Below are 26,277 nucleotides of genomic sequence, written 5' to 3'. Positions count from 1 at the left end.
ACAGGCTAATGCCCGCTACCCCGGCACAGCGGCCTCCGCGGGGTGTCGCGCGCGGTCGCCGATGGCCGACGAGAGGTGCTCCGAATCGCGGGCGATCGCCGCGAAGCGCCCCGACCCCCAGGTGTGGAGCCACGGCAGGCCCAGGAAGTACAGCCCCGGAGCGGCCGTGACACCGCGCTGGTGCGTGGGGTGCCCGGCGCCGTCGAAGACGCCGACCTGCACCCAGGAGTAGTCGGATCGGAACCCCGCCGACCAGATGATGCTGGTGATCCCGGCCTCGTCGAGGTCGAGGGACGTCACCTCCTCGTCGGGCCGCCACACCGGCACGTAGCGGTCTTCGCGGGGCGCGTCGATCCCGGCACGGTCGATGTACCGGTCGATGTCTGTCTTGATCGACTCCATCACCGAGTCGGCGTGGTCGAGCGACGCCTCGGCCGTCGGGCTGAAGGCGAGCGACGTGCCCTCGCCGCCGATCAGACGGCCGTAGAGGCGCATGCCGCCGAGGGCGAACGACCGCAGGTCGATGTCACGGCCGCCGTCGCGACCGGTCATGTAGTGGTTCGTCGACTCGCGCTTGGTGAGTCCGCCGACCTGGGCCTGGACGGGGATGTCGTAGACGCCCATGTCGTCGAGCCAGGCGATGCAGTCGCGGCCGCGGTAGAAGCGAGCGCAGCGAGGCGCCGACCCGAGAGCCAGGTGGACCTCGCGCCCGGCGAGGAACAGGTCTTCGGCGATCTGCGCGCCCGACTGGCCGGAGCCGACGACGAGCACTCCCCCCTGGGGCAGCACGTCGGCAGACCGGTAGTCGGCGGAGTGCACCTGCACGATCGAGCCGCTGATCCGGCCGGCCGCTGCCGGCAGGACGGGCCGGTGGTAGCCGCCGGTCGCGACGACCACCTGGTCGGCCGTGATGGTGCCCTGGTCGGTGACGACCTCGAAGCCGCCCGCCGCCCCCTCACGCACTCGAGTGACGAGCACGCCCTCCACGACCGGCGCACCGAACGACTCGGCGTAGCGGCGGATCCAGGCGAGCACCTCGTCGCGCTTCATGAAGCCGTCCGGATCGGCGCCGTCGTACGGATACCCGGGCAGAGCGCACTGCCAGTTCGGCGTGACCAGCGTGAAGTTGTCCCAGCGGCGGTCGGCCCAGTCGTGGGCGACCGTGTCTCGCTCGAGCACGAGGTGGCCGATGCCCCGCTGCGTGAGCTGCCAGCTCATGGACAGCCCGGCCTGGCCGCCCCCGACGACGGCGACCTCGACATGCGAGCCGTCGGTGATCCGCGCGCTCACGAGGGCAGCCCCGGTTCCATGCGCAGGATCTCGACGGTGCCGGTATCGAAGCCGGCTGCGGTCGCGACGATCTCGCTCTTCTGCTGGATCGCCGACGTGCAGCTGAAGCCGTACGTGGCGAGCACCCGCTCGCTGGCGAGGTCGAGCGCCGCCGACGACCGCCTCACGAACTCGTCCACCGAGTACGTCGCTCCGCGGTCGAGGTAGTCGTGCATCACGAGGCTGGGCGAGTAGCAGGACACCTCGGAGCCGTCCGGCCAGCGCACCTCGAAGGTCATCTCAGGCATCGATCAACGCCCCCTCGCCGGTCCGGTACACGTCGGGGCGACGGTCTCGCAGGTGGAACATGCCGCCGCGCATGGCTGCGAAGGTGCCCTCGACGTCGATCTCGGCGATCGCCATGCCCGAGTCGAGCAGAGTCGTCGCGAGGATGTTGCCACCCGGGTCGACGACCTTCGCGTTGCCCACGTAGCGGAGCGAGCCGAAGGTGCCGGCCTGGTTCGAGGCGATCCAGAACACCTGGTTGTCGAGGGCCCTCGACATGTCGAACAGGTTGAACCGGTAGGTCCAGCGGTCCTCCTGCAGGTTCTCGGCGGTCGCGGTGCGCGCAGCCGGCCAGGCGGACATGCTCACGATGATCTCGGCGCCGTCCATCGCGAGCGAACGGGCCGCCTCCGGGAACGCCTTGTCGTAGCAGATCTGCATCCCGACGCGACCCACGGGGGTGTCGAACGCCTCGTAGACGTCTCCGGCCGAGTACGACATGTTCTCGCCGAGCGGCTGATGCACCTTGCGGTACGAGCCGTAGATCGTCGTCCCGTCGAGGCACACGGCCGCGTTGTACCGGGTCTCGCCGTCGTCGGCCAGCTCGCAGAAGCCGATGCAGACGACCAGGTCGCCCACGATGCTCTGGACCCGGCGGATCTCGGGGCCGTCGAGGGAGATCGCCGGCGGCAGGGAGCGCGTCGTGTTCTTCAGGGTGTCGCCGTGGTTGCCGAGCGACGAGAGGTACCCGCCGATCGCGGCCTCCGGCAGGACGAGGAGCCGCACGTCGTTCTCCCGTGCCTCGGCGACCAGGGATTCGATGAGCGCGTAGTTCTGCTCGAGGACTCGTGTGAAATTCGCCGAGACGGCTGCGACGGTGGTGGCCATCGGGTCTCCTTGCGGTGAGTGGAGCGGGACGCGCAGGATCCTGCGGTGCACCTAGTCAACGACGGCACGTGTTTCTGAATGGTTACGGCAGGAATAAGAGCTCATTTCGGCGGAAACATGCAATCTCGCCGAAACCAGTCCGCAACAAACACGGCAAAGACTCGATCTCGTACGGCTCCCGATCCAGACACGCATGCATCTCGACCCGCTAGGAGACACACATGAGCGACATCGACTACGACCAGCAGATCCTCGACAACATCGAGACCTCTCGCACCGAGATCCCTCACCCCTCGATCCCCAAGGGCTCGAACATCTACGGATCGACGAAGATCTTCCCCGACTACACGGCCACGAAAGACGAGTACTACTTCCAGCTCGTCCACGGCATCGCCCACGAGTCCTCCGTCAGCTTCGTCGCGACGCTGCAGGCGATCCGCGCCCTCCGCAAGGGATTCACGAGCGTCCTGTACTTCTACGGCCCGGGCTCGATGAACTGCATCGCCAACCGCGGCTTCCCGACGACCGGGGCCGACGGGTTCCCGGGCGAGAACAACATCAACAACGCCCTGGAGACCTTCATCAAGGAGGGCGGCACCGTCTTCTGCTGCCGCTTCGGCCTGGCGCTCCACGGCAACCGCGAGGAGGACCTCATCGAGGGCGTCATCCCCTGCCACCCGCTCGACGTCCAGGACGCCGTCATCCACTACGCCCGCAAGGGCGCGATCATCAACAGCACCTACATGGTCTGACCGTGACCATCACCAACGGCGGGGCGCTGTCGACCCGGGTCGACGTCGCGATCCGCGGCATCCGCGTCGCGGCCCCCGTGCATCGCGAGGGCGGCGCCGGGCCGAGCGACGACGGGCACGTGCTGTTCCAGGGGATGCAGTCGGCCATCCCGGTCAACCAGGACAGCCCCTACCTCGTCGACGACGGCCGGCTCCTGCTCGACGGGGAGGACACCGGAATCGAGGTGTCCCCCGTCGATCGGCCGAGGTTCTACGACCTCGCCACCGCCGACGGCGTCCCGTACGAGCAGATCGCGCGCCTGCACGGCGCGAAGGTGCTCGCCACGACGGTCGTGCAGACCTGCATCCGCTACGACCCGGCGGAGCGCTGCCGCTTCTGCTCCATCGAGGAGTCGCTGAAGTCGGGGAGCACCGTAGCCGTCAAGACGCCGGCGATGATCGCCGAGGTGGCGGAGGCGGCCTGGCGACTCGACGGGGTCGAGCAGATGGTCATGACGACCGGCACCTCGAACGGGCGCGACCGCGGGGCCACTCACCTGGCCCGCTGCGTCCGCGCGATCAAGAAGGCCGTCCCCGACCTGATGATCCAGGTCCAGTGCGAGCCGCCCGCCGACCTGACGACGATCACCGACCTGTACGAAGCCGGCGCCCGCTCGATCGGCATCCACGTCGAGTCGATGGACGACGCGGTCCGGCGCCGGTGGATGCCGGGCAAGTCGCGCGTCTCGCTGGACGAGTACCGGGCCGCCTGGCGGGAGGCCGTGCGGGTCTTCGGCCGCAACCAGGTCTCGACCTACCTCCTCGTCGGAATGGGCGAGGACCCCGACGAGATGGTCGCCGGAGCGCAGGAGCTGATCGACATGGGCGTCTACCCGTTCGTCGTCCCGTTCCGCCCGCTCCGCGGCACCCTCGCGACCGACGTCGACAAGGTGCCTGCACCCCACCGCGGCGTCCTCCACGACATCACGTCCCGGGTGTCGCAGGCGCTGATCGCTGCCGGGATGCGCGGCTCCGACCAGAAGGCGGGCTGCGCGGCGTGCGGCGCGTGCTCCGCTTTGCAGACGGCGGGGGGCTAGGGGTGGCCCTGCTGGATGTGCCGGCCCTCATGGGGCCGAGTGTCGTCGCGCGTCCCGCCGAGTTCCTGGTCGCCATCGCCGAAGGCACGGAGGTCGACGCCTACCGCAGGCTCCGGCAGGCGGCCTTCGTCGATGAGCAGGGGCTCTTCGCGGGCACCGACCGCGACGACCTGGACGACGACCCGCGCACCGTCGTGCTCGTGGCGCGGGCCGGCACGACGGTCGTCGGCGGCGTGCGGATCTCACCCGTCGGCGCCCGCGACATCGGCTGGTGGACGGGCTCGCGCCTGGTCGTGGCCCCCGAGGCCCGCAGTGCGCTCGGAATCGGCTCCGCGCTCGTGCGGGCGGCGAGCGCCCTGGCGGAGCAGCTCGGGGTGATCCGCTTCGACGCGACCGTGCAGACCCGGAGCTCGGTCCTCTTCCGTCGCCTCGGCTGGCAGACGACGGGCAGCACCGTCATCGGCGGCGTCGACCATCTCGCCATGCGCTGGCCGATCGACCGGTACCAGCGACTCGTCGACGCCACGAAGTCGCACCTCGCCGCCCTGCTCGAGCCCCACTCGGCGTGGGCCGACGCCCCGGCGACCTCGCTCGGCGGCCCCGGCTGGGTCGGCGACGACGGCGCTCCCGTGCCCGGAAGCGACGTGATCGCCGCGTGCGACGCGATCCTGCCCTCCATGGTCGAGCGCGATCCGGAGTGGGCCGGCTGGTGCGGCGTGCTCGTCAACGTCAACGACCTGAGCGCGATGGGCGCCGCGCCGGTCGGGCTTCTCGACGCCGTGGCCGGGCGCGACACGGAGTTCGTCCGCCGCGTGATGACAGGCATCCGTCGCGGCGCTGCGGCCTGGGGCATCCCCATCTTGGGCGGGCACACGCAGGTCGGGGTGCCGGCCGCGCTCTCCGTGACCGCTCTCGGACGCACGGCCCACTCGGTTCCGGGCGGGGGCGGTCGCTACGGCGACGCACTCAGCCTCACCATCGACGTCAGCGGCTCCTGGCGCGAAGGACACCGCGGAGCGCAGTGGAACTCGACGGAGGGACGCCGCTCCGACGAGCTCCGCGACCTCGCCGCGACCGTGGCCCGCGCGCGGCCGGCCGCCGCGAAGGACGTCAGCATGGCCGGGATCGTCGGCACGGCGGGCATGCTCGCCGAGGCCAGCGGCTACGGCGCGGTACTCGACGTCGAGGCCGTCCCGACGCCGCACGCCTCGGCAGACGTCGCGCTGGGCGACTGGCTCGGATGCTTCCCGGGCTTCGGGATGATCACGGCCGACCGCCCGGGCGAATCGCGCATGGACTCTCCGTTCGCATCGACGGCCGAGGTCGGCTCGCTGACGCTGGAGCGCGGCGTCGTCCTGCGGTGGCCCGACGGCGAGATCACGCGAGCGGTCACCGGAGGGGTGACCGGCCTCGGCCCCGCCTGAGCGCGGCTGCCTTCGCGCGGTCCGACCGCGTCAGCGCGCCGGCTCGGGTCGGATCTCGCGGACGCCGGCGATCTCGGCGTTCATCCCGGCAGGCTACCCGCGAGCAGACCGAGGCCCCGCACCTCTCGGCGCGGGGCCTCGCCTTCAGCGGGCGCTCCTAGCGAGGAGTGACCGTGATGGAGTCGAGCTCCGCATAGCCCGAGCCCCCGGCGTAGTTCGGCGATCCCTTCGCCAGCCGGATGACATTCGACCCGGCCTTCAGCGTGACCGGCGTCGTGACGGAGTTCGCGAACGAACCCCAGCTGCCCGTCACCGGGTAGGAGACCGTCGAGAACGCGCCTCCGTTGTAGGCCAGGCCCTGGGTCGATGTGGCGGTGCCCCCGTTGGCGTAGCGGACAGCGAGGTTGTAGCTGCCGGCCGTGGGAACGGTGACGAGGAAGTCCACGAAGCTGTCGCTGCGCATGTCGGACGACCCGTCGATTCGCCCGACGTAGCCGCCGTTGGAGGCGGTCGACGAACTGAGCCTCGACGCATTGACGACCGTGGCGTTCTCAGCCTCGTAGGTCTGTTGGTATGCCGTGGTCGGTCCGGCGACCGGAGTGACGGTGAGCTGGTAGGCGCCGTTGTAGTCGGCGTTGGCCGAGACAGGGACGCTGACCGAGCCGTTGGTGACGGGGAGCGTCTGCGAGCCGAGGGACGTCGGCGCGGCGACGTTGGTCTGCCGTCCCGATCCCGGCGTGTACGACAGCGTCGCCTTCACCTGCGTGCCGAAACCGGAGAGCCCGTCGACGCGCACCGTGGTGGTGCCGGCCTGGCCGCCGAAGACGACGTCGACCTTCTTGCGCGTCGAGTCGAGGGAGGCGATGCCGTCGAGGTAGTTGGACGCGGTGACGGGCAGCATGCTTCCTGCCATGTCGCCGTACCACTTGTACATCCAGTAGCTCGCGGTCGGAGCCCCGTTGTAGAGGAGTCCGTTGACGGTCCCGGACTCGAACCAGTACGCGCGCTCTGCGTCGCGGACGCCGGCCCGCTCGAACTGGGCGACGTAGTGGAGGGCGGCGCTGGGCACGTCGACCTGGTCGGGCGCCGCGTACTCGTTGATCGAGATGGGGCGGGGCGAGATGCCCAGGGAGGTCTCGACGGCGCGGTAGTCGGCGACGTCGGAGGTGATCCGCGCCCAGCCGTTCTGACCGCTGTCGAGTTCGTGCCAGCTGGTCACGTCGGGGATGGTGCCGGTGTTCTTGGCGTTGGTCAGGAACGCGACCATGGTGGCGTGGTTGTACTGGCTGTAGCTGGGCCCGACGATGGGGGTGACCGTGTCGAGCGAGCGGACCTCGCGGTAGATCTGGACCCAGGCGTCGTTGAACGGGCCGGCCTTGGCGGTGTCCCAGTTGCCGTCGGGCTCGTTCCAGAGCTCCCAGCCGTTGATGTTCGTGGTCGACGTCGCGGCGAGGCGGGCCTTGACCATGGTGTCGACCTTGCTCAGGTAGTCCGACATCGAGACCCACTTGTACGGGAAGTCCGGGTAGATGTCGGGCATGCGGACCGTCGTCTGGGCGCCGGCGCCGATCGCGCTGGGCGCGACCTTGAGCGCGTCGCCGGTCGGCGTCGTCGCACCGTTGCCGAGCTGAGTGACACCGGGCGCCGGCTGCGTGAGCTGGCTCAGGTGGAGGGCCGGGAGGAGCGCAGGATCCGGGGTGGTCGTCGTCGCCAGCGCGTAGAGGCCCCCCGAGGCGGCGTGGGTGACCGGCCGCAGCGTCGCGCCGGCATTGACGACGAGGGTGTTCGTCTCCGCCTGCGCGGCGCCGGCGAAGGCGAAGACGCTGGTGGCCACCAGGGCCGACGCCGCTATCGCTGACGTGATGGTTCTCTTCTTCATTCCATGCTCCTTTGCGTGGTCTGCTGATGTTTCTTTCCGTCCGCCCGGACAGGCTGCCCCGGCGAAGCCTGTCGGCGCGCTACCCCCTCGGGAGCCACACCCGCATCGTCGAGGGCCCGTCGTTCGCCCAGGTGGCGTAGGGGACGAGCATCGCGTGGCGCCCTGGCCCTTCGGCCGGGACGGCGTCGCCGTAGGGCCACGCCGGATCGACAGTGGAGATGTCGCGGACGGTCACCCCGGCGCCGCGGTCTGTCGTCCACAGTGGCTCGTCCGTGTCCACGACGACGTCGTTGACCGAGCCCCCGGTCTCTTCGAGGCAGAGGACGAGGGGACCTCGCTCGACGGCCACGGTGCCGCGGATCGCGTCGATCCGAGGGTCCGGGGTGGTCCACCGCGCCTCCATGGGCAGGTCGAGCTGGACGGTGTCGCCCGCTTCGAAAGCCCGCGAGACGATGGCGTGGTCGGCGTCGACGCTGCGTGGCTGCTCGCCGACGAGGCTCAGGACGGCGCCTGCACCCCAGGCCGGGATTCGGAGTCGCAGGTCGACCGAGCGGCCGGTGCTCCGGCGCCAGGTGACCGTGACGCGGCCGTCGAACGGGTAGCCGCTCGTGACGGAGAACTCGATCGGCGTGCCGTCGGCGAGTGTCGTGTGCACGTCGTAGTCGCCGTACTGGTGCAGCTGGATGCCGTCGTCGGTCTTGGTGGCGAAGTACAGCTCGACGCTGGCGAGCGTGCGCGCGACGTTGGTCGGGCAGCACGACACCTCGAACCATGGCGCTCGGAGGCTCGACAGAGCCCGGGCGTTGATGTCGACCTCGGAGGGCACCGTGCCGGGAACACGCTGGTGGAGAGTGTTGGTGTAGAAGAAGGCTCGGCCGTCTTCCCGCGGGGACGCCATGACGTTGTTCAGCAGCGTGCGCTCGATGAGGTCTGCATACGCCGAGTCGCCGTTCTGCAGGAGCAGGCGCCACGACAGCATCGTGGAGGCGATGCCGGCGCAGGTCTCCGAGTAGGCGCGGTCCGGCGGGAGCTCGTGGTCGGCGCCGAACGCCTCGTCCTGGTGGTGCGATCCCATGCCGCCGGTGACGTAGGTGCGGGTGGCCACCGTGTGCCGCCACTGCTGCTCGACGGCGTGGGCGAGTTCCTGATCCCCTGTCTCCACTGCGACGTCGAGCGCGCCTGAGGCCAGGTACAGGGCGCGTACCGCATGGCCTCGGAGGGTCGTCGCCTCGCGGACGGCCACGTCGTCCTGGAAGTACTCCTGGCCGTACTCGATCGACTTCAGGAGCCCGTGCCCGCGGCGCTCGACGAACAGACCGGCGAGCTCGATGTAGCGGGGCTCGTCGAGGGCTCGTCCGAGCTCGACCAGTGCGGGCTCTATCTCGGGGTGGCCGCAGACGGCGACCCGCCCGTCGGGCCCGAAGGTCTCGTAGAGGTGGTCGGCGAGGCGGACGGCGACATCGATGAGCTCGCCGTGGCCGACAGTGCGGATGCGGGCGACGGCGGCCTGGATCAGGTGGCCGAACGAGTACAGCTCGTGACCCCACTCGAGGTCCGAGTAGCGTGGGCGCTGCCAGGAACGGCCGAAGGACGTGTGGAGATAGCCGTCGGGGTCCTGCGCCGCTGCCACGCGCGAGACCAGCGAGTCGTAGCGGGCGTTCAGCTCGGGGTCGCCACCGCGGCCGAGCTCCCAGGCCATGCCCTCGAGGAGCTTGTAGATCTCGGAGTCGACGAACTCGATGCCCGAGTGCTGCCAGCCGGTCTCGCCGGAGGCGGCACGGTCGAAGTTCGAGGTCCAGCCGATGCGCTCCATCCAGGTCTCGCAGTGAGACAGGACGACCTCAGCGTTGGTCCGTTGCCAATCGCGCCAGTAGCCCTTGGTCAGATGGATCTCGCTGGAGTCGAGCGGGGTGAGGAGCGAGGTCGACGGCGACACGGGACCGCCGCGTCGATTGGTCGAGCGACCTTCTGTGCCGGGGGCCGCGAGGGAGATGGTGTCGGTCATGGTCAGTCCTTCACGGCGCCCGCGGTGACACCGGCGGCGACGTAGCGCTGGGCGACGATCAGCAGGATGGTCGCGGGGATGGAGGCGACGACGGCGGTCGCCATGATGGAGTTCCAGTCCTGGTTGTTGTTGCCGATGTAGCGGTAGATGCCGAGGGTGATCGTCTGGGCGTCCCCGCCGGAGTTGAGAGTCGAGGAGAAGACGAAGTCGGACCACGCCCACAGGAACGCGAAGAGGCTCACGGTCACGATCGAGTTGCGGCTCACGGGCAGGACGACGCTCAGGAACGTGCGCATGGTGCCGGCGCCGTCGAGTTTCGCGGCGGACATCAGCTCGTCGGGGATCCCGCTCATGAAGGCGGTGAAGATCAGCACGCCGAAGGGCACGGCGAGGGTGGAGTCGGCGATGATGAGGCCAGCGGGCTGGTTGAGGATGCCGAGGTTGAGGTAGATGGCGTAGAAGCCCATGGCCACGATCACCTGCGGGATCATCTGCGCGACCAGCAGGACGAACGAGAGCGCGCCCCCGCCCTTCGGCCGCAGCTTGGCCAGCGAGTAGGCCGCAGGAGCGGCGACGACGACCGTGAGCAGGACGGTGCCGAGGCCGATCACGAGGCTGGTGCCGAGGTAGGGGAGCTGCTGCTGGATCACGGCGATGTAGCCGTCGAAGGTCGGTGCGAACGGAAACCAGGATGGCGGCGAGCTCCGCATCCGGTCGGCCGGCGTCAGCGAGACGTTCACCATCCAGTAGATGGGGAACAGCATGATCGCCGTGAAGACGAGGCCGAGGAGGGTCTTGTGCCAGGTGCGGCGGCCGCGCCGCCTGCTTCCGGGAGCGACGTTCGAGAGTCGAGTGGTGATGCTGGACATCAGGCGTCCTGCCTTTTCTGCACGCGGAGGTAGAGGAACCCGAAGATGAGGGCGATGACGATGAGGAGGTTGCCGACGGCGGCGGCCGGGCTGAAGTCCGGCAGAGTGCTGCCGAAGCCGAGCTGATACGACCAGATGGCGAAGGTGGTGGACGAATCGCCCGGGCCGCCCTTGGTCATGATCCAGATGATGTCGAAGACCTTGAGCGTGTAGACGAGGCCGAGAAGGATCGTGATCGCCGACACCGGCTTGAGCAGAGGGAACGTGATCCGCCAGAACTTCTGCCACGCGTTGGCGCCGTCGAGCGAAGCCGCCTCGTAGATGTCCGTCGAGATGTTCTGCAGGCCGCTGTAGAGGATCACCAGGTTGAACGGGATGCCGATCCAGATGTTCGCGATGATCACTGCGACGAGTGCCCAGTGCGGGGAGGTCAGCCAGTTGATGCTGGTGCCGCCGAAGCTCTGGATAACGGAGTTGATGACGCCGGAGTCGCTGTTCATCATCCACGACCAGGTCGAGGCGCTGACGATGAGCGGCAGGAGCCAGGGCACCAGGAACAGGGCCCGCAGGGTCGAGGAGAGCCGGAAGTTCTGGAAGAAGAACACAGCCAGGGCCATGCCGATCGTGAACTGGAATGCGATCGAGATGCCGGTGAACAGCAGCGTGTGAACGAGTGCCGGTCCGAACGTCGGGTTCTGGAAGATCGCGGTGAAGTTGGCGAATCCGACGAACGGGGCGTTGCCGTCGATGAACGACCGGACCGTGTAGTCGCGCACGGAGAGGTCGACGTTCTTGAAGAGCGGGTACGCGTAGAAGATGACGAGGTAGGCGACGACCGGGGCGATGAACCCCCAGGCGGTGAGCTGGTCGGCGCGAAATCGCTTCTTCAGAGAGGGTCGGGGCGGGAGGCCGGCGTTCTTCGCCGACCTCCCGTCGGGCACGGCGGCCTCAGGGCGTTCGATGATGGTGCTGCTCATGGGGATGCTCCTGCGGGCTGCCGTGTCGGGGGTGGGGGATTACTTGATTGCCGCGGCCGCGGCGGTCTGCGCCTGCTTCAGGGCGGCGTCGGGCGTCTGCGAGCCGCTGAGGCTGTTCTGCACGGCCTTCCAGAGCTGCTCGGAGATCTTGGGGTACTTCGTGCCGAGGTTGTCGCTGGTGCGACCCTTGGCGTCGCCGACCGCGGTGACCCAGGGCTCGAGGTCCGGGTCGGCCGCGACCTGCTTCTCCTGCGCGGCCTTGGTGGGGGCGACGTACGAGAGGGTGGTGTCGGTCGAGACGTAGTTGGCCGTCGAGGTAAGGCACGACTGAATCTTCTTCGAGACTGCGTAGCGAGCAGAGTCCTTCTGGACCGGGATGGTCAGGAACTCGCCGCCCGTCGGCGCGGGAGCCGCTCCGCCGGCTTTCGCCGGGATCGAGATGATGCCGTAGTCGATCTTCGACGCCTTGACGCCGGCGAGCTGCCAGGTGCCGTTCTCACTGAAGGCGAAGTCGCCGGTGAGGAACTCCTGCCAGGAGGTCGTCTGCGTGTTGTTGATGACCGAGTTGGGGGCGTAGCCCTTGTCGACCCAGTCGGTCCAGAGCGAGAGAGCCGATGCCGCGTCCGACGAGTCGAGCTTCGTCAGGTCGGCTCCCGACCCCCAGTACCAGGGCAGGAACTGGAAGCTGCCCTCTTCGGTGCCGATGGCCGAGAAGGTGATGCCCTTCTTCCCGTCCGCCTTCACCTTTGCGAGGGCCGCGGTCAGGGAGTCCCACGTCGTGATCTTCGAGGCGTCGACGCCGGCCGCGCTCAGGATCTTCTTGTTGTAGTAGAGCGCGAGCGTGTTCGCGCCGATCGGAACTCCGTACGTCTTGCCGTCGACCTGGCCGGCCGCGAGGATGTTCGCCTCGATGTCGGAGGTGCTGGTCTTGGTCTCCGAGGTGTCCGTCAGCAGGCCCGCATCGGCGAGAGTGGAGACGACGGGGTTGTCGACGAGCAGGAGATCGGGCGAGTTGCCCTGCTGGCCGGAGAGAAGCGCCTTGCTGGTGAGATCCGACGTGTCGTAGCCGGTGCGCTTGATCGTGACGCCGGCTTTCGTGCCGCACTTCTCAACCAGTTTCGTCCAGGCGGACGACGCGTCGAACTGCGGATACGGGTCCCAGAACGTGTAGGTGCCCTTGGCGGCGGAGCTGCCGCCACCGGATCCGGTGGAGCAGCCGGTGAGCGCGACGGTGGCGACGGCGAGACCGGCGAGCGCGGTCAATGCGCGCTTGCGGCGGAAGAACGAGATCACAGTGATTCCTCTCTGAATGCAGCGTGTCTGCAGGATGCGGGACGGAGAGGTCCGCTGTGGGGACTCGATCTCTCCGTTGAAACCAAAACCGAAACCGGTTTCGGAAGGACCATATTTTGTCGACCGCTTGCTTGTCAACCCAGTCCTGAACTAATTTCGGATCATGTCCATCACCGGCGGCTCGCCCCGCGAAGCCTCCGGCAAGGTCACCCTGACGGATGTCGCACGCGCCGCGGGCGTCTCTGTCGCGACAGCCTCGAAGGCGCTCAACAAGCGCACCCACGTCAAGGAGGCCACCCGGCTCCGGGTCGAGGCCGCCGCCGCATCGCTGGACTTCACGCCGAACTACTTCGCCCAAGCCCTCAACTCGTCGCGCACGAACACCATCGGCATGATCACGAGCGACCTCGACAACCGCTTCGTCCTGCCGATCCTGCTCGGCGCGGAGGATGCATTCGGGTCGGGCTCCCTCTCGGTCCTGCTGGCCGACGCCCGCGACGATGTCCTGCGAGAGCAGCTGCACATCCAGACCCTCATGGCACGGAAGGTCGACGGCCTGCTGATCGTGGGACGCACGACGAATCCGCGACCGCCCGCGACCTTCGCCTCGGACATCCCCGTGGTCTACGTCTACGCGCCGTCGACCGATGACGCCGACTCGTCGGTCACGCCGGACAACCATCTGGCTGGTCGACTGGCCGTCCGCCACCTCGTCGAGTCGGGCCGGCGCGGCATCGCTCTCGTGAACGGCGAGGCCTCGTATGCGGCCGCCCAGGATCGCGCGGCGGGCGTGATCGCCGAGCTCGCCGACCACGGACTGGAGCTGGCCGGCGGGCGGGCGCTGTTCGGCCAGTGGGGAGAAGCCTGGGGGCGTGACTGCGCTCGACTGCTCGTGAACGGCGATCCGAGCATCGATGCGATCATCGCCGGCAGCGACCACATCGCTCGCGGGGTGCTCGACACCCTCCATGACCTCGGCAGGCGAGTGCCGCACGACATCGCAGTCGTCGGGTTCGACAACTGGGATCTGCTCGTCACGGAGTCACGACCGCCCCTGACGAGCGTCGACATGAACCTGCAGCATCTCGGCCGTGTCGCGGCCCAGCGGCTCGTCGACGCCATAGCCGGCGTCGGCCATCCCGGCCGGTCGTATGAAGCCGTGCACGTCGTCGGACGCGAGTCGGCCTGACGCAGGGCAAAGCAAAGCCCCGCACTCGTTGGAGTGCGGGGCCTCGCCTTACTGCTGTCTCAACTCAGTTCTCTTGCTCTGCTCCACGACTTCTTCGCTGTCGTGTGACTTCTTCAGTGTCGTGTAGCAAGCACGTGCGCTCGAAGGGACTCGAACCCCCAACCTTCTGATCCGTAGTCAGATGCTCTATCCGTTGAGCTACGAGCGCGCAGGTTGTTTCTGGCCGAATGGCCAGAGGAAACATTACACGAGGGCGGGGGTGGGCGCGAATCGAGGTCTCCATCTCGAGTTCCTGCGCCCTGATCCGAGGGCGGGGTGTGCGCCTCCTCACCGCTCTTTGGCGGTCGGGACAGAGGCTCCTGTCAGGCGCCGTGCGGTTGGATTACGGGGTGAACGCCACCACTCTCCCGACCCGGACGGCCGTGCGTCGTCATGTGCCGGCCCGGTGGATGCTGACGAGCGTCGGCTCGGTGATCACTCTGGGCGGCGTGTACACGGCGGCGGTGCTGACCAAGCAGGGCCAGATGATCGAGGACTCGATCCTGCGATCGGTCGACGGCGAGACCCTGCTGAAGTCGGGGCGGGCCCTCGACGCGATCACGATCCCGGCGGTGCTGGCCGCGGTCGGCGTGGTCGTGGTGATCGCGTTCGTGCGGCGGCGGCCGGGTGCGGCACTGCAGGGAGCGGCCCTGATCGTGGGCGCGATCGCGACGGCGCAGGTCGTGAAGGCGATCGCGCCGCGACCTGAGCTCACCTCGCTGACCCTCAGCAACAGCTTCCCGAGCGGGCACGTGACCATCGCGGTCGCGGGCGTGCTGGCGCTCGGCACCGCGTTCGGGCGCCACCTCCGGCCGCTCATCATGATCGTCGGCACGCTCTTCGCCGCCTGGGTCGCCGAGCAGACGGTGGCCTTCGGCTGGCATCGCGTCAGCGACGTCGTCGGGGCCTGCGCGGTCAGCATGCTGTGGCTCGCGATCGTGCGGAGCGCCGCGGCCGTCTGGTCGAACGACGCCCGCGACACGGTGGGACGCAAGGCGCACGGCTTCACGTCGGGGCTGCTGGGCCTCGCGATGGTGGCGACGCTCGCGGCCGCCGGGGCGATCTTCGCGATCGGCGTCGGCGAGGACATGACTCTGACCATGTCGACAGGTCCGGGTGTGCTGGTCGGCGCGCGGCTGCTCTCGTCGGGCGTGGTCATCGCGACGGCGTGGCTGGCGTGGAAGCTCGACCGCTCGATCTGACCCGCACCGCTCCCGTCTTCTCCCCGCCGCCTGCCCCTGCCCTGCCCTGCCCTGCCCCCGCTCGTCGCCGAAAATTCAAGGAAATTTTTGCCGCGACGACCGCCTATCGGCATGAGGTCGGCTGCGTCCGCGCTTTTCTCCTTGAATTTCGAGGAGACCGGGACGCCCGAGGCAGGAGCGGGGCGCGGCGCGGCGAGCGGACCCAGACGGCCGGGTCACGCCCCGAAAGCCAGCCCCAGTGCGTAGGTGACGGCGGCGGCCCCGTACCCGATGGCGAGCTGGCGCAGGGCCCGGCGCAGAGGCGAGGTACCCGACAGGAGGCCGACGACGGCCCCCGTGCCGAGCAGGGCGAGCCCGACGAGCACGGCGGCGACCACGACGGCCGTCAGCCCGGTGGCTCCGAAGAACAGCGGGATCAGGGGGATGACGGCGCCCGACGCGAAGAACAGGAAGCTCGAGACGGCGGCACCGAGGCCCGACCCGATGGCCTCGTGCGCGTCGGCGGAGGCCGAGTCGGCACCCCCGGCGGGGAAGGCGGGCGCGGGGAGCGCGGCGAGGGCGTCGCGGGCGCGGGTGTCCGCGAGTTCCTGCGACATGCCCCGGGCGCGGTACACGAGCGACAGCTCGTTGGCGTCGACGTCGAGGTGGCGGAGCGCGTTCTGCGCGTCGGGATCGGGCGTCGACGCCGCGAGGAGCTCGCGCTGCGACGAGACGGAGACGTACTCCCCGGCGCCCATCGAGAGCGCACCGGCGAGCAGCCCCGAGAGGCCCGTCACGAGCACCACCGCGTGCGAGGCCCCTGTCGCACTCACGCCCAGGATCAGCGCGAGGTTCGACACCAGACCGTCGTTCGCGCCGAACACCGCCGCCCGGAACGTCCCCGACAGCCGCGATCGCCCGCGTTCGGCGAGCCCGCGCACGACCTCGCCGTGGATCCGCTCATCGGCCGCCATGGCGTCCGTCGCGTCGGCGTCGGCGTCGTACGGCGAGCGGCCCTCGGCGCTCTGCACGAGGGCCAGCACGAAGATCGAGCCGAAGCGGCGGGCGAGCAGGCCGAGGATCCGGGTGCGGAGGTCGGTGCCGGCGGGCTTGCCCACGCGGTCGCCCAGCAGATCGAGCCAGTGCTGCGCGTGGCGCCCCTCGGCGTCGGCGAGGGCGAGCAGGATGTCGCGCTCCTCCCCCGCGCGCCGCGCGGCCAGGTCGCGGTAGACGGCCGCCTCCGCTCGCTCGTCGGCGAGGTAGCGGCGCCACCGTCTCAGGTCGGCCGGGGTGGGCGTGCGGGTGGGCGCCAGGTCGCTCATGCCGCAAGGGTAGTCCGCGCGCCGGACTCGGAGCCGCCGCGACTACCGTGGGCTCGTGCTCCTGATCGGCGTCGACCTCGCGTGGGGCGAGGGGTCTCCCGCCAGGCCGGCGTCGGCGACCGGGCCGGCGACCCGGGCGAGGCTCGCGAACGAGACCGGCGTCTGCGCGATGCGGCCCGACGGCACGATCGTCGACGCGGGCTGGACCCGCGGGGTCGACGCGACCGCCGAGTGGATCCTGCGCCACACCGGCGAGGGAGCGGTCATCGCCGTCGACGCGCCCCTCGTCGTGCCGAACGCGACGGGCATGCGCGAGTCCGAGAAGCAGGTCGGGCGCGCCTACGGCCGCTGGAAGGTCTCGTGCAATGCCACCAACCAGGCCCTCCCCTGGCTCGCCGGCCTCCGTCTGCGCGATCTCCTCCACGAGCACGGCGTGACCGTGGTCGCAGGAACATCGCCACCCGCCGCCGGGGCCCGAGTCGCCTTCGAGTGCTACCCGTTCACCACCCTCGTCGGGATGTCCGAGCTGGGCTACGACGTCGAGCGGCCGCGGTACAAGCGGCTCGACCGGGCGCTCCCGCCCGCCGAGGCTCGGCTGGCCCGGCGCGCGGCGACCGACGACCTGATCGGGCGGCTGGCCCGGCTCGACGCCGCCGACCCTCCCGTCGACCTCCGGTCGCACCCGCTCACAGCCGACCTGCTGGAGTCGCCCACGCCGCTCGACGGCCCGGGGCACAAGCATCGCGAAGACCTGATCGACGCCGTGCTCTGCGCCTGGACGGCGTCGGTGTGGCTGCGGCACGGGCTCGACCGCACGCAGGTGCTGGGGCGCGACGAGCCGCTCGACGAGGCGGGCCGCCCGGCGACGATCGTCACGCCGTGCCGGCCGACGCAGCGCCTGCTCTGACCCGCTAGAGCTGTTTGCGCATCTCGACCTCGTGCCCGCCGGGCTCGAGCTCGTAGGCGAGGCGGCGGCCGGTGTCGACGAACCCACGCTTCTCGTAGAACCGGATGGCACGCCGGTTGTCCTCGTGGACGTGCAGGAACAGCTCCTCGCCGTACCCGTCCGCCCAGGCCTCGACGGCGTCGAGCAGGAGGTCGGCCACGCCCGCCGCCGCCCCGCGGAAGTCGGGCGCCACGTAGACGCCGACGAGCAGCGGCTCGCCGCCCGTCGGAAGGTAGCCGCCCATCGTGCCGATCCAGCGCCCGGAGGCGACCTCGATGGCGGCGAACGAGGCGGAGCTGCGGTCGGTGCCGCGGCGGCCGCGCAGGCGCCACTCGGGCTCCTGGTGGCGCAGAGCCGTCTCGAGCGTCTCGCCGTACGCGATGGGGGTGTCGGCCAGCATCTCGAGGCGGAGCGACCGCACCTGGCGCCAGTCGTCCTCGCTGACGGAGCGGACGGTGAAGCTGGAGTGCATGGAGAGACCTTATCCATCCCGGTGAGGGGGCGCTGGTTGCTCAGGTGGGCCTGCCCGCCGAGCAACCAGCGACCCCTCACGCCGGGGCATGTGAACAATCAGGCGCGTGAGCGGACCACCGTGAAGGAGGCGTCGCGGACGATCAGCGTCGAGACCGGAGCGGCCACCTGCTGCTCGCTGTCGCTGGAGATCGCCAGCTCCCACTCCCCGGAGGGCGCCTCGGGCAGCGTGAACTCGACGCCGTTGTGGGCGGCGTTCATCAGCACGGCCAGGGTGTCGGCGCCCTCGTGCGCGAGAACGAACATGACGGCGCGGTTCTCGGGATCCTGCCAGTCGTGCTCCTCGAACGGACGGGCATCGGCGCGGAGGATCTCGACGGTCGAGGCCGAGTCGCCGGGGGCGGTGCGGAACCACTCCGGGCGCAGGGCCTTCGACGACTTCCGGAGCGAGACGAGCGCGGTGGTGAAGTCGAGGAGCTCCTGGTCGACGTTCTCCCAGTCGAACCACGAGATCTCGTTGTCCTGGCAGTAGGCGTTGTTGTTGCCGCCCTGCGTGCGCCCGAGCTCGTCGCCGCCGAGCAGCATCGGCACGCCGGCCGACAGCAGGAGGGTGCCCAGCAGGTTCCGCTGCTGGCGGCCCCGCCACTCGAGCACCCCGGCGTCGTCGGTGTCGCCCTCGACTCCGCCGTTGAACGAGGCGTTGTTGCTCTCGCCGTCGTTGTTGTCCTCGCCGTTCGCCTCGTTGTGCTTCTCGGCGTACGAGGTGAGGTCGCGCAGGGTGAAGCCGTCGTGCGCGGTCACGAAGTTGACGCTCGAGACCGGCGCGCGGCGGTCGCCCTCGTACACGTCGGGGCTGCCGAGCACGCGCTGGGTGAAGGTGCCGAGCACATCGCCCGAGCCCCAGTACTCGCGGGTGTCGTCGCGGAACTTGCCGTTCCACTCCGACCAGTCGGCCGGGAATCCGCCGACCTGGTAGCCCGCGGTGTCCCACGGCTCCGCGATGAGCTTGACCGGCGCGAGCACCGGGTCCTGGTGGCAGAGGTCGAGGAACGCGCTGTGCTTCTCGGCGTCGCCGTCCTGACGGGTGAGCGTGGTCGCGAGGTCGAAGCGGAAGCCGTCGACGTGCATCTCGGTCACCCAGTACCGCAGCGAGTCCATGATGAGGCGCAGGGCGGCCGGGTGCCCGACGTTGAGGCTGTTGCCGGTGCCGGTGGTGTCGAAGTAGCTGCGGCGGTCGTCGTCGACCAGCCGGTAGTACGACGCGTTGTCGATGCCCTTGAACGACAGCGTCGGCCCCTGGTGGTTGCCCTCGGCGGTGTGGTTGAACACCACGTCGAGGATCACCTCGAGCCCCGCCGCGTGGAACGCCTTCACCATCGACTTGAATTCGGCGACCTGCTGGCCGGCCTGGCCCGACGACGAGTACTCGTTGTGCGGCGCGAAGAACCCGATCGAGTTGTAGCCCCAGTAGTTGCGGAGTCCCTTGTCGGCGAGGGTGTCGTCCTGCACGAACTGGTGCACGGGCAGCAGCTCCACGCTGGTCACGCCGAGCTTCGTGAAGTGCTCGATGACCGCAGGAACTGCGAGACCCGCGTAGGTGCCCTGCGTGTCCGCCGCGACCCCCGGGTGCCTCTTCGTGAACCCCTTGACGTGCACCTCGTACAGCACCGTCTCGGCCAGCGGCACCTGCGGCGGTGCGTCGTCGCCCCAGTCGAACGAGTCGTCGGTCACGACGCACTTCGGCATGGACGCCGCCGAGTCCTCGTCGTTGCGCGCGAACGGGTCGTCGAACTCGTGCGAGAACAGGGCCTGGCCCCACTCGAAGCCGCCGTCGATGGCGCGGGCGTGCGGGTCGAGGAGGAGCTTCGCGACGTCGTGGCGGAGGCCGTTGGCGGGGTCCCATGCGCCGTCGACCCGCAGACCGTAGTGCGTGCCCGGAGTGATGCCGGGAACGAAGCCGTGGAAGACGTACCCGGTTCGCGTGTCGAGTTCCTGCCGGGTCTCGGCGCCGTCGGCGTCGAAGCTGCAGAAGTAGACGGCCGTGGCGGTCTCGGAGTAGACGGCGACACGGACGCCGCCGTCGACGACGGAGACACCGAGCGGGTACGGGTAGGAGGAGGTCATGGCTCAGTGATACCGGTCGGCGGCTGAGATCGTCCGGCCGCGACGTACCCCGGCCGGGCCGATACGCTGGGACGATGCCCTCGACCCCTCTCCGGATCGCCCTGGTGTGCCTGCACACGTCACCCGCGTCCGATCCCGGGATCGGCGACGCGGGCGGCATGAACGTCGTCGTCCGGAACCAGGCGGTGGCCCTCGGGGCGCTCGGCCACGAGGTCGAGGTGCTCACCCGCCGATCGTCGCCCGACCAGCCGGAGTCGACGTCGCTGGGTGACGGCGTCGTGCTGAGGTTCCTCGACGCGGGCCCCGCCGAGCCCCTGGCGAAGGGCATGCACGAGCTCTACATGGCCGACTTCGGCGCCGCCCTGGAGGCCTTCGGGCCGTACGACATCGTGCACTCCCACCACTGGTTCTCGGGCATCGCGGCGATGCCCTACGCCCGCGAGCGCGGGCTGCCGCACCTGCAGAGCTTCCACTCGATCGCCGCCGATCCGGCGAGCCCGCTGTCAGACGGTGAGAGGCCCGAGTCGCCCGGGCGCCTCGCCGGCGAGGCCCGGCTGGCCGTCGAGTCCGACGCCGTGGTCGCCATCTCGGCCGCCGAGGCGGAGACCGTCGTGCACCGCCTCGGCGGCGACCCCGACCGCGTGCACGTCGTGCCGCCGGGGGTCGACTCGGTGATGTTCCGGCCGGGTGCGCGCTCGGAGACGCGTTTCGTCGTCGCGGCCGGCCGCCTGGACCCGCTCAAGGGGTTCGACCTGGCGATCGAGGCCGTCGCCGCGATCCCCGCCGATGTGCGCCCCGACCTCGTCATCGCCGGCGAGGAGTCGGTCGACTACCGCAGCTACCCCGGCGAGCTCCGCGCCCTGGCCGACGGGCTCGGCATCGGCGACCGGGTGCGGTTCGTCGGTCCGCAGTCGCGCGCCGACCTCGCCGCGCTGCTCCGCGAGGCCGCCGTGGCCGTCGTCCCGTCGCACTCCGAGACCTACGGCCTGGTGGCCCTCGAGGCTGCTGCCAGCGGCACGCCCGTCGTCGCTGCGGCCGCGGGCGGCCTCCGCGAGGCCGTCGTGGACGGCGTGACGGGCGTCGTGCTGCGGTCGCGCGCCCCCGAGGTCTGGGGGTCGACGATCGAGCGCATCCTCCGCGACGGGGGCTTCGCTGCGTCGCTCGCGACCGCGGCGCGCGTCCGTGCCGCCGGGTTGAGCTGGGCCCACTCCGCCGACGGGCTCGTCGCCGCCTACCGGCAGGTCACCTCGGTGCGCTAGCTTCTGCCCTATGAGTCGCATCGTCGCAGTCGAGTACGTCACCCTCGACGGGGTCTTCGAAGAGCCGGGCTGGTCGGCGCCCTACTTCGCCGAAGAGCTCCAGGCGTTCCAGTACAACAACCTCATCGAGGCCGACGCCCTGCTGCTCGGCCGCGTCACCTACGAGGGCTTCTCGCAGGCGTGGCCTCAGATGGAGGCCGAGACCGGCGAGTTCGGCGTGAAGATGAACTCGATGCCGAAGTTCGTCGCGACGTCGACGCCCGACGCGCTGACGTGGAACGCGTCTCCGCTGGCGACCGACGTCGTCGAGGCCGTGCGCGCCCTCAAGGACGACGCGTCGACCGGCACACTCCTGATCAACGGCAGCGCGCAGCTGCTGGGCGCCCTGGTCGCCGCGGGCCTGGTCGACGAGATCCGCCTCATGGTGTTTCCCGTCGTCGTCGGCACCGGCCGCCCGCTCTGGGCGCCGGGCGCGAGCCCCGTGCCGCTCACGCTCGCTGAGGCGCGCACGACGGCCACCGGCGTCGCGATCCTGACGTACACGCCCGGCGCGCTGGCGCCCTGACGCCCCGCCGGCGTCCCTTCGCTAACCGTTTCACGCACCGCTGACCGTCGCCTCGGCGAGTCGTGCGTCAGACGGTTAGCCGTCCACCGGGCGCCGCCTAGTCGAGGGCGGCGGCCCACACGTTGGGCGCGATCCGGGTGGCGCCCTCGACATCGTCGGTGGAGACCTTGCCGTCGGTGACCAGCTGCGTGGTGACGCCGCCGTTGCCGAAGCCCGACACGAAGACGCCCCGGCCCGTCTCGCGGTCGTCGTCGCACCCGAGCCCCAGTGAGTCGTCCTGCCCCTTCGAGATCAAGCACACCTCGCCCACGGTGTTGACGGCGACCCAGGCCTCGGCGCCCTCGTACTCGCCGGCGTAGTGGACCGTCGTCTGGTCGATCGAGTCGAGGAACCCGCCGGAGTCCTTGGTGAAGATCGCCGGGAGCTTCGCCAGGGGCACGGGCTCCTGCCGGAGGATGGCGTACGTCGAGTACGGGTAGGTGAGAGGGAAGGACTGCGCGTCGGGGCCTGCCGACGGCGCCCGAAGCCCTGTCAGGCGCGACGGGTGCTTCACCCCGTCGAGCCAGACGTTGTACGCGATCCGCCGGCCGGTCGGGGCGTCCTCGCCCGTCCGCTTGACGGCGCCGTCGGCGTAGATGTGAAGCTCGTAGTCGCCGGCACCGGCGCCGAGGGTCAGCGTCCCGGGCGCGACGACGTGATCCGGGGGCGAGGCGCACGCCGTCGTGGCGCCGCCGACGCCGTCTTCGAGAAACAGGAGGCAGAGATCCTGCGCCCCGTCGACCACGAGCCAGAGCTGCTGGTGTCCGTCGGTGGCGAGGTGCCGCGCCGAAGCCCGGATGATCGTCTCGTCGTCGGCGGTGAAAGAGGCGGGGAGAACGTCGGTCGACAGGCGCTGCTGCCGCAGCACCGCGAGCTGCGAATAGGGCCAGGTGCTCGGGATGGCGGGGCCGGCGATGGGATGCGGCGTCGAGCCTCCGAGGGCGGTCGGCTCGTGACGGGGCCCGAAGACCAGGATCGCGACGACGGCGAGCACGCCGACAGTCATGGCGGCGATAAGTGCGCGTGGAATGGTCATGTCTGCTCCCCCTGGTCGGTCCCGACGGGACGGCTCTACTGCACCGCCGCCGTCAGCCGGCATACGTTGTCGAGGATCCGCGACAGCAGCGGCCGGTCGAGCCACTCGGTCAGCGACAGCTCGCGCGACTCGGCCCGGTAGTCGTCTTGCACCTTCGCGAGCTCGGAGACGAACCTGCGGCCGCGGATCATGACCGAGACCTCGAAGTCCAGGCTGAACGACCGCATGTCCATGTTGCTCGACCCGACGACGGCGACGTCGGAGTCGACCGTGAAGTGCTTCGCGTGCAGCACGATCGGCTTGCGGTACAGGAAGATGCGCACGCCAGCGCGCAGAAGCGTCTCGTAGTACGAGCGCTGAGCGTGATAGACCATGAACTGGTCGCCGACCTCGCAGGCGAACAGCTGCACCTCGACGCCGCGCTGGGCCGCGGTCGTGATCGCGTAGAGCATGGAGTCGTCGGGAACGAAGTAGGGGCTGACGATGATCAGCTTCTCCTGGGCGCCGTAGACGAGCGCGTTGAAGAGGCGGAGGTTGTTCTCGCCCTCGAACCCCGGCCCAGAGGGCACGATCTGGCAGTCGAGCGTGTCGGGCTCGACGACGTCGTGGATGGGGTCGGCCTCGCGCTGCAGGAGCTCTTCGGTCTCGGCGAACCAGTCGGTGATGAAGATGGCGTTCACACCGGCGACGACCGGACCCTCGAGCTGGAGCATCAGGTCTTTCCAGCGCAGGTGCCGACGCCGGTTGGAGGCCTTGTTGTAGTCGGGATCAACGAGGTTCTGCGAGCCCATGAAGCCGATGGTGCCGTCGATCACGACGACCTTGCGGTGATTGCGCAGGTCGGGGCGGCGCCGCAGCAGCGTTCGCGCGTTCACGGGCAGCATGGCGCGGTTCGGGATCCCGGTGCGCTCGAGCCACGCCAGAGTGTCTCTGGAGGCGGGGTTTCGCATGGTCGTCCAGTGGTCGTAGAGCACCCGGACGGTGACGCCCCTCCGGTGCGCGTCTTCGAGGGCCCGGCAGAACTCGACCGTCGCCCTGTCGTAGGCGAAGAGGTAGAACTCGACGTGCACGTAGCGCTCGGCCTTGCCGATCGCGTCGGTCATGGCGCGCATCGTGCCCGCGAAGTCGGCGAGAATGTGCGCGTCGTTGCCACCCACGAGCGGCATGGCGCCGAGCTTGCGGTTCAGGTCGACGACCGAGCCGAACCAGCGCGGCCAGCTCTCCTCTTTCGTGACGAGGTCGAGGCCCGACGTCGTCTCGAGGATGAACCCGTTGATCTCGGCCTGCTTCTCACGGCGCCCCTTCGGGAGAAGGGTCGAGCCGAACAGGTTCAACGCCATCACGCCGGGGATCGGCGCGGCGAAGATCGCCAGCAGCCAGGCCAGGGCGGTCGTCGGGCGCCGGTTGCGGGGCACCGCCATCACCGAGGTGACCCGAAGGAAGAAGTTGATGCCGACGACGATCTTGGCCACGGTCGCCGTGATGGACTTCCAGCTCATGGTCAGAGGCTAGTGCCTGCCTCTGACGCTCGTGAACGCCGCCACACGGGTCAGAGCTCGGTCACCCGCCCCGCCTCGACCCGCCACTGCCGGTCGAGCCGCACGGTCTCGAGCATCCGCCGGTCGTGCGTGACGAGCAGCAGGGTCCCGTCGTACGACTCGAGGGCCTGCTCGAGCTGCTCGATGGCGGCGAGGTCGAGGTGGTTGGTGGGCTCGTCGAGCACGAGCACGTTCACGCCGCGCGCCTGGAGCAGGGCGAGCCCGGCACGGGTGCGCTCACCCGGTGACAGCTCGTCGACGGCGCGGCCGGTGTGGTCGGCCTTGAGCGCGAACTTCGCGAGGAGCGTGCGGACCTCGGCCTGCGTCAGCTCGGGCACGAGGGCCTCGAAGACGTCGGCGAGCGCGCGGCGGCCGGTGAAGACGCTGCGGGCCTGGTCGACCTCGCCGACGGCCACCGTGGCGCCGAGGGAGGCGGAGCCGGCGGCGAGTTCCTGCCGCCCGAGAAGAGCGCGGAGCAGCGTCGACTTGCCAGCGCCGTTCGGGCCGGTGATGCCGATGCGGTCGCCGCCGTTCACCTGCAGCGACACGGGCCCGAGGGCGAAATCGCCCTGCTCGACGACGGCTTCCGAGAGGGTCGCCACGACGGACGACGAGCGCGGCGCCTGGCCGATGGTGAACTCGAGCTGCCACTCCTTGCGCGGCTCGTCGACCTCGTCGAGGCGGCTGATCCGCGACTCCATCTGCCGCACCTTCTGCGCCTGCTTCTCGCTCGACTCGGCGGCGGCCTTGCGGCGGATCTTGTCGTTGTCGGGCGATTTCTTCATCGCGTTGCGGACGCCCTGGCTCGACCACTCGCGCTGCGTGCGGGCCCGCCCGACGAGGTCGGCCTTGGTCGCGGCGAACTCGTCGTAGGCGTCGCGCTTCTGCTGGCGGGCGATCTGGCGCTCATCGAGGTACGAGTCGTACCCGCCGCCGAAGAGCCGGTGCGTCGACTGGGGCAGGTCGAGCTCGAGCACGGCGGTGACCGATCGACGCAGGAACTCGCGGTCGTGACTGACGAGCACCGCGCCGCCGCGCAGACCGCTGACGAACTCCTCCAGCCTCGCGAGCCCGTCGAGGTCGAGGTCGTTCGTGGGCTCGTCGAGCAGCACGATGTCGAAGCGGCTGAGGAGCAGCGCCGCCAGCCCGACCCGGGCGGCCTGCCCGCCCGAGAGCGCCGTCATCTCGCTGTCGATCCCGACGGCGTCGTCGAGCCCGAGGTCGGCCAGCACGACGGGCACCCGCTCGTCGAGGTCGGCCGCGCCCGAGGCGAGCCATCGGTCGAGCGCCGTCGAGTAGGCGTCGGCCGCCGAGTCGCCCCCGTCGGGGTCGGCGAGAGCAGCTGCGGCGGCGTCCATCTCGAGCGTCGCCGTCGCGCACCCCGTCCGGCGGCCGATGTACGCGCCGACGGTCTCGCCGGCGATCCTCTCGTGCTCCTGCGGCAGCCACCCGACGAACGCGTCCCTCGGCGAGAGCGACACCGTCCCCGCGAGGGGCTGGTCGACGCCGGCGAGGAGGCGCAGCAGCGTGGACTTGCCCGCGCCGTTGACGCCGACGAGGCCGATGACGTCGCCGGGGGCGACGGTCAGGTCGAGAGAGTCGAACAGCGTGCGAGCGGCGTATCCGCCGGCGAGCCCCTTGGCGACGAGCGTGGCGGTCATGCCCCCATCGTCCCATCCCGGCGCGCCCCCCGCCCCGCGCCCCCCGCCCAGCCCCGCCCCAGGCCGGTGAGGAGTCGCTGGTTGCTCGCCGCCAGGGCGGTTTAGAGCAACGAGCGACTCCTCACCGGCCTGCCGGGCCTGCCGGCGGCGGGGCGGCGGCGCTGGGGCGCCGGGGCGCCGGGGCGCCGGC

General features: G+C 70.1%; 22 protein-coding genes and 1 tRNA gene. 8 read left to right on the top strand and 15 right to left on the bottom strand.

Features of this window, described 5'->3' with window-relative positions; genetic code table 11:
* Positions 1 to 15: 15 nt before the first annotated feature.
* The 3 genes from AC07TY_RS06385 to AC07TY_RS06375 are packed head-to-tail and all read right to left on the bottom strand — an operon-like array spanning position 16 to position 2,442.
* Complete coding sequence (locus AC07TY_RS06385) at positions 16 to 1,290, bottom strand: MSMEG_0569 family flavin-dependent oxidoreductase (protein ID WP_494784736.1); 1,275 nt, start codon at positions 1,288 to 1,290, stop codon at positions 16 to 18.
* The gene (locus AC07TY_RS06380) at positions 1,287 to 1,577 is read right to left on the bottom strand and encodes an MSMEG_0570 family nitrogen starvation response protein (protein WP_123505552.1); all 291 of its coding nucleotides are present in this window, start codon (positions 1,575 to 1,577) and stop codon (positions 1,287 to 1,289) included. Before AC07TY_RS06380 ends, AC07TY_RS06385 begins: the two co-directional genes overlap by 4 nt.
* Positions 1,570 to 2,442, bottom strand: a complete 873-nt coding sequence (locus AC07TY_RS06375) for a carbon-nitrogen hydrolase family protein (protein ID WP_494784735.1) — start codon at positions 2,440 to 2,442, stop codon at positions 1,570 to 1,572. The genes AC07TY_RS06380 and AC07TY_RS06375 overlap by 8 nt, the downstream gene beginning before the upstream one ends.
* 221 nt (positions 2,443 to 2,663) lie before the next feature.
* On the opposite strand from AC07TY_RS06375, the gene AC07TY_RS06370 reads away from it, so the two are divergent.
* From AC07TY_RS06370 to AC07TY_RS06360, 3 genes are read left to right on the top strand one after another with little or no spacing between them, the layout of a single operon-like run.
* Entirely contained in the window at positions 2,664 to 3,194 is a 531-nt protein-coding gene (locus AC07TY_RS06370; RefSeq protein WP_123505554.1) for an MSMEG_0572/Sll0783 family nitrogen starvation response protein, read from the top strand.
* A gap of 2 nt (positions 3,195 to 3,196) precedes the next feature.
* Positions 3,197 to 4,270, top strand: a complete 1,074-nt coding sequence (locus AC07TY_RS06365) for an MSMEG_0568 family radical SAM protein (RefSeq protein WP_488624762.1) — start codon at positions 3,197 to 3,199, stop codon at positions 4,268 to 4,270.
* A gap of 2 nt (positions 4,271 to 4,272) precedes the next feature.
* A complete protein-coding gene (locus AC07TY_RS06360) occupies positions 4,273 to 5,694 on the top strand; it encodes an MSMEG_0567/sll0787 family protein (RefSeq protein WP_494784734.1) in 1,422 nt (473 codons plus the stop codon).
* Positions 5,695 to 5,851: 157 nt separating this feature from the next.
* Here AC07TY_RS06360 and AC07TY_RS06355 read toward each other — a convergent pair whose 3' ends face one another.
* The 5 genes from AC07TY_RS06355 to AC07TY_RS06335 all read right to left on the bottom strand — a co-directional run bounded on the left by AC07TY_RS06355 (position 5,852) and on the right by AC07TY_RS06335 (position 12,717).
* Positions 5,852 to 7,573: a CBM35 domain-containing protein gene (locus AC07TY_RS06355; RefSeq protein ID WP_494784733.1), complete on the bottom strand. Its 1,722-nt coding sequence runs from the start codon at positions 7,571 to 7,573 to the stop codon at positions 5,852 to 5,854.
* Positions 7,574 to 7,652: 79 nt separating this feature from the next.
* Positions 7,653 to 9,578 carry a glycoside hydrolase family 127 protein gene (locus AC07TY_RS06350; RefSeq protein WP_494784732.1) on the bottom strand — a complete coding sequence of 642 codons (1,926 nt, stop codon included), beginning with the start codon at positions 9,576 to 9,578 and terminating at the stop codon, positions 7,653 to 7,655.
* Positions 9,579 to 9,580: 2 nt separating this feature from the next.
* On the bottom strand, positions 9,581 to 10,447 hold the full coding sequence (locus tag AC07TY_RS06345; RefSeq protein WP_123505556.1) for a carbohydrate ABC transporter permease: 867 nt from the start codon (positions 10,445 to 10,447) through the stop codon (positions 9,581 to 9,583).
* Positions 10,447 to 11,424 (bottom strand): carbohydrate ABC transporter permease, encoded by a 978-nt coding sequence (locus AC07TY_RS06340; RefSeq protein ID WP_494784731.1) that lies wholly within the window; start codon positions 11,422 to 11,424, stop codon positions 10,447 to 10,449. The genes AC07TY_RS06345 and AC07TY_RS06340 overlap by 1 nt, the downstream gene beginning before the upstream one ends.
* A 39-nt stretch (positions 11,425 to 11,463) precedes the next feature.
* Positions 11,464 to 12,717, bottom strand: coding sequence for a sugar ABC transporter substrate-binding protein (locus AC07TY_RS06335; RefSeq protein WP_494784730.1), 1,254 nt, complete (start codon positions 12,715 to 12,717; stop codon positions 11,464 to 11,466).
* Positions 12,718 to 12,880: 163 nt separating this feature from the next.
* On the opposite strand from AC07TY_RS06335, the gene AC07TY_RS06330 reads away from it, so the two are divergent.
* Positions 12,881 to 13,906, top strand: coding sequence for a LacI family DNA-binding transcriptional regulator (locus AC07TY_RS06330; RefSeq protein WP_494784729.1), 1,026 nt, complete (start codon positions 12,881 to 12,883; stop codon positions 13,904 to 13,906).
* A gap of 135 nt (positions 13,907 to 14,041) precedes the next feature.
* Here AC07TY_RS06330 and AC07TY_RS06325 read toward each other — a convergent pair.
* Positions 14,042 to 14,114, bottom strand: a tRNA-Arg gene (locus tag AC07TY_RS06325).
* 181 nt (positions 14,115 to 14,295) lie between these two features.
* Here AC07TY_RS06325 and AC07TY_RS06320 point away from each other — a divergent pair.
* The gene (locus AC07TY_RS06320; protein ID WP_158614183.1) at positions 14,296 to 15,147 is read left to right on the top strand and encodes a phosphatase PAP2 family protein; all 852 of its coding nucleotides are present in this window, start codon (positions 14,296 to 14,298) and stop codon (positions 15,145 to 15,147) included.
* A 215-nt stretch (positions 15,148 to 15,362) separates the two neighbouring features.
* Here the strand turns inward: AC07TY_RS06320 and AC07TY_RS06315 are convergent, their stop codons facing one another.
* The gene (locus AC07TY_RS06315; RefSeq protein WP_123505560.1) at positions 15,363 to 16,448 is read right to left on the bottom strand and encodes a VIT1/CCC1 transporter family protein; all 1,086 of its coding nucleotides are present in this window, start codon (positions 16,446 to 16,448) and stop codon (positions 15,363 to 15,365) included.
* Between the two features lie 55 nt (positions 16,449 to 16,503).
* Here AC07TY_RS06315 and AC07TY_RS06310 point away from each other — a divergent pair, with 55 nt between their 5' ends.
* Positions 16,504 to 17,355 (top strand): DUF429 domain-containing protein, encoded by an 852-nt coding sequence (locus tag AC07TY_RS06310; RefSeq protein ID WP_494784728.1) that lies wholly within the window; start codon positions 16,504 to 16,506, stop codon positions 17,353 to 17,355.
* A gap of 4 nt (positions 17,356 to 17,359) precedes the next feature.
* Here the strand turns inward: AC07TY_RS06310 and AC07TY_RS06305 are convergent, their stop codons facing one another.
* Together AC07TY_RS06305 and glgX are read right to left on the bottom strand one after the other, a co-directional pair.
* Entirely contained in the window at positions 17,360 to 17,866 is a 507-nt protein-coding gene (locus tag AC07TY_RS06305) for a GNAT family N-acetyltransferase (protein ID WP_488624770.1), read from the bottom strand.
* Between the two features lie 98 nt (positions 17,867 to 17,964).
* Positions 17,965 to 19,989: a glycogen debranching protein GlgX gene (glgX, locus tag AC07TY_RS06300; RefSeq protein ID WP_123505563.1), complete on the bottom strand. Its 2,025-nt coding sequence runs from the start codon at positions 19,987 to 19,989 to the stop codon at positions 17,965 to 17,967.
* Between the two features lie 74 nt (positions 19,990 to 20,063).
* Here glgX and AC07TY_RS06295 point away from each other — a divergent pair, with 74 nt between their 5' ends.
* Entirely contained in the window at positions 20,064 to 21,248 is a 1,185-nt protein-coding gene (locus AC07TY_RS06295; protein WP_494784727.1) for a glycosyltransferase, read from the top strand.
* Positions 21,249 to 21,258: 10 nt separating this feature from the next.
* Complete coding sequence (locus tag AC07TY_RS06290) at positions 21,259 to 21,813, top strand: dihydrofolate reductase family protein (RefSeq protein ID WP_494784726.1); 555 nt, start codon at positions 21,259 to 21,261, stop codon at positions 21,811 to 21,813.
* Positions 21,814 to 21,910: 97 nt separating this feature from the next.
* Here the strand turns inward: AC07TY_RS06290 and AC07TY_RS06285 are convergent, their stop codons facing one another.
* Genes AC07TY_RS06285 through AC07TY_RS06275 form a run of 3 tightly spaced genes read right to left on the bottom strand, consistent with a single transcriptional unit; the run spans position 21,911 to position 26,087 of the window.
* Entirely contained in the window at positions 21,911 to 22,888 is a 978-nt protein-coding gene (locus AC07TY_RS06285; protein ID WP_494784725.1) for a hypothetical protein, read from the bottom strand.
* Between the two features lie 35 nt (positions 22,889 to 22,923).
* Positions 22,924 to 24,387, bottom strand: coding sequence for a cardiolipin synthase (gene cls, locus AC07TY_RS06280; protein ID WP_494784724.1), 1,464 nt, complete (start codon positions 24,385 to 24,387; stop codon positions 22,924 to 22,926).
* Positions 24,388 to 24,437: 50 nt separating this feature from the next.
* Positions 24,438 to 26,087 carry an ABC-F family ATP-binding cassette domain-containing protein gene (locus AC07TY_RS06275; RefSeq protein ID WP_494784723.1) on the bottom strand — a complete coding sequence of 550 codons (1,650 nt, stop codon included), beginning with the start codon at positions 26,085 to 26,087 and terminating at the stop codon, positions 24,438 to 24,440.
* Between the last annotated feature and the right edge of the window lie 190 nt (positions 26,088 to 26,277).

Source organism: Frondihabitans sp. GW821-FHT04F02 (genome assembly GCF_059420045.1).
Note: the sequence above shows the minus strand (reverse complement) of the source record. Positions and strands in the feature narration are given on the sequence as shown.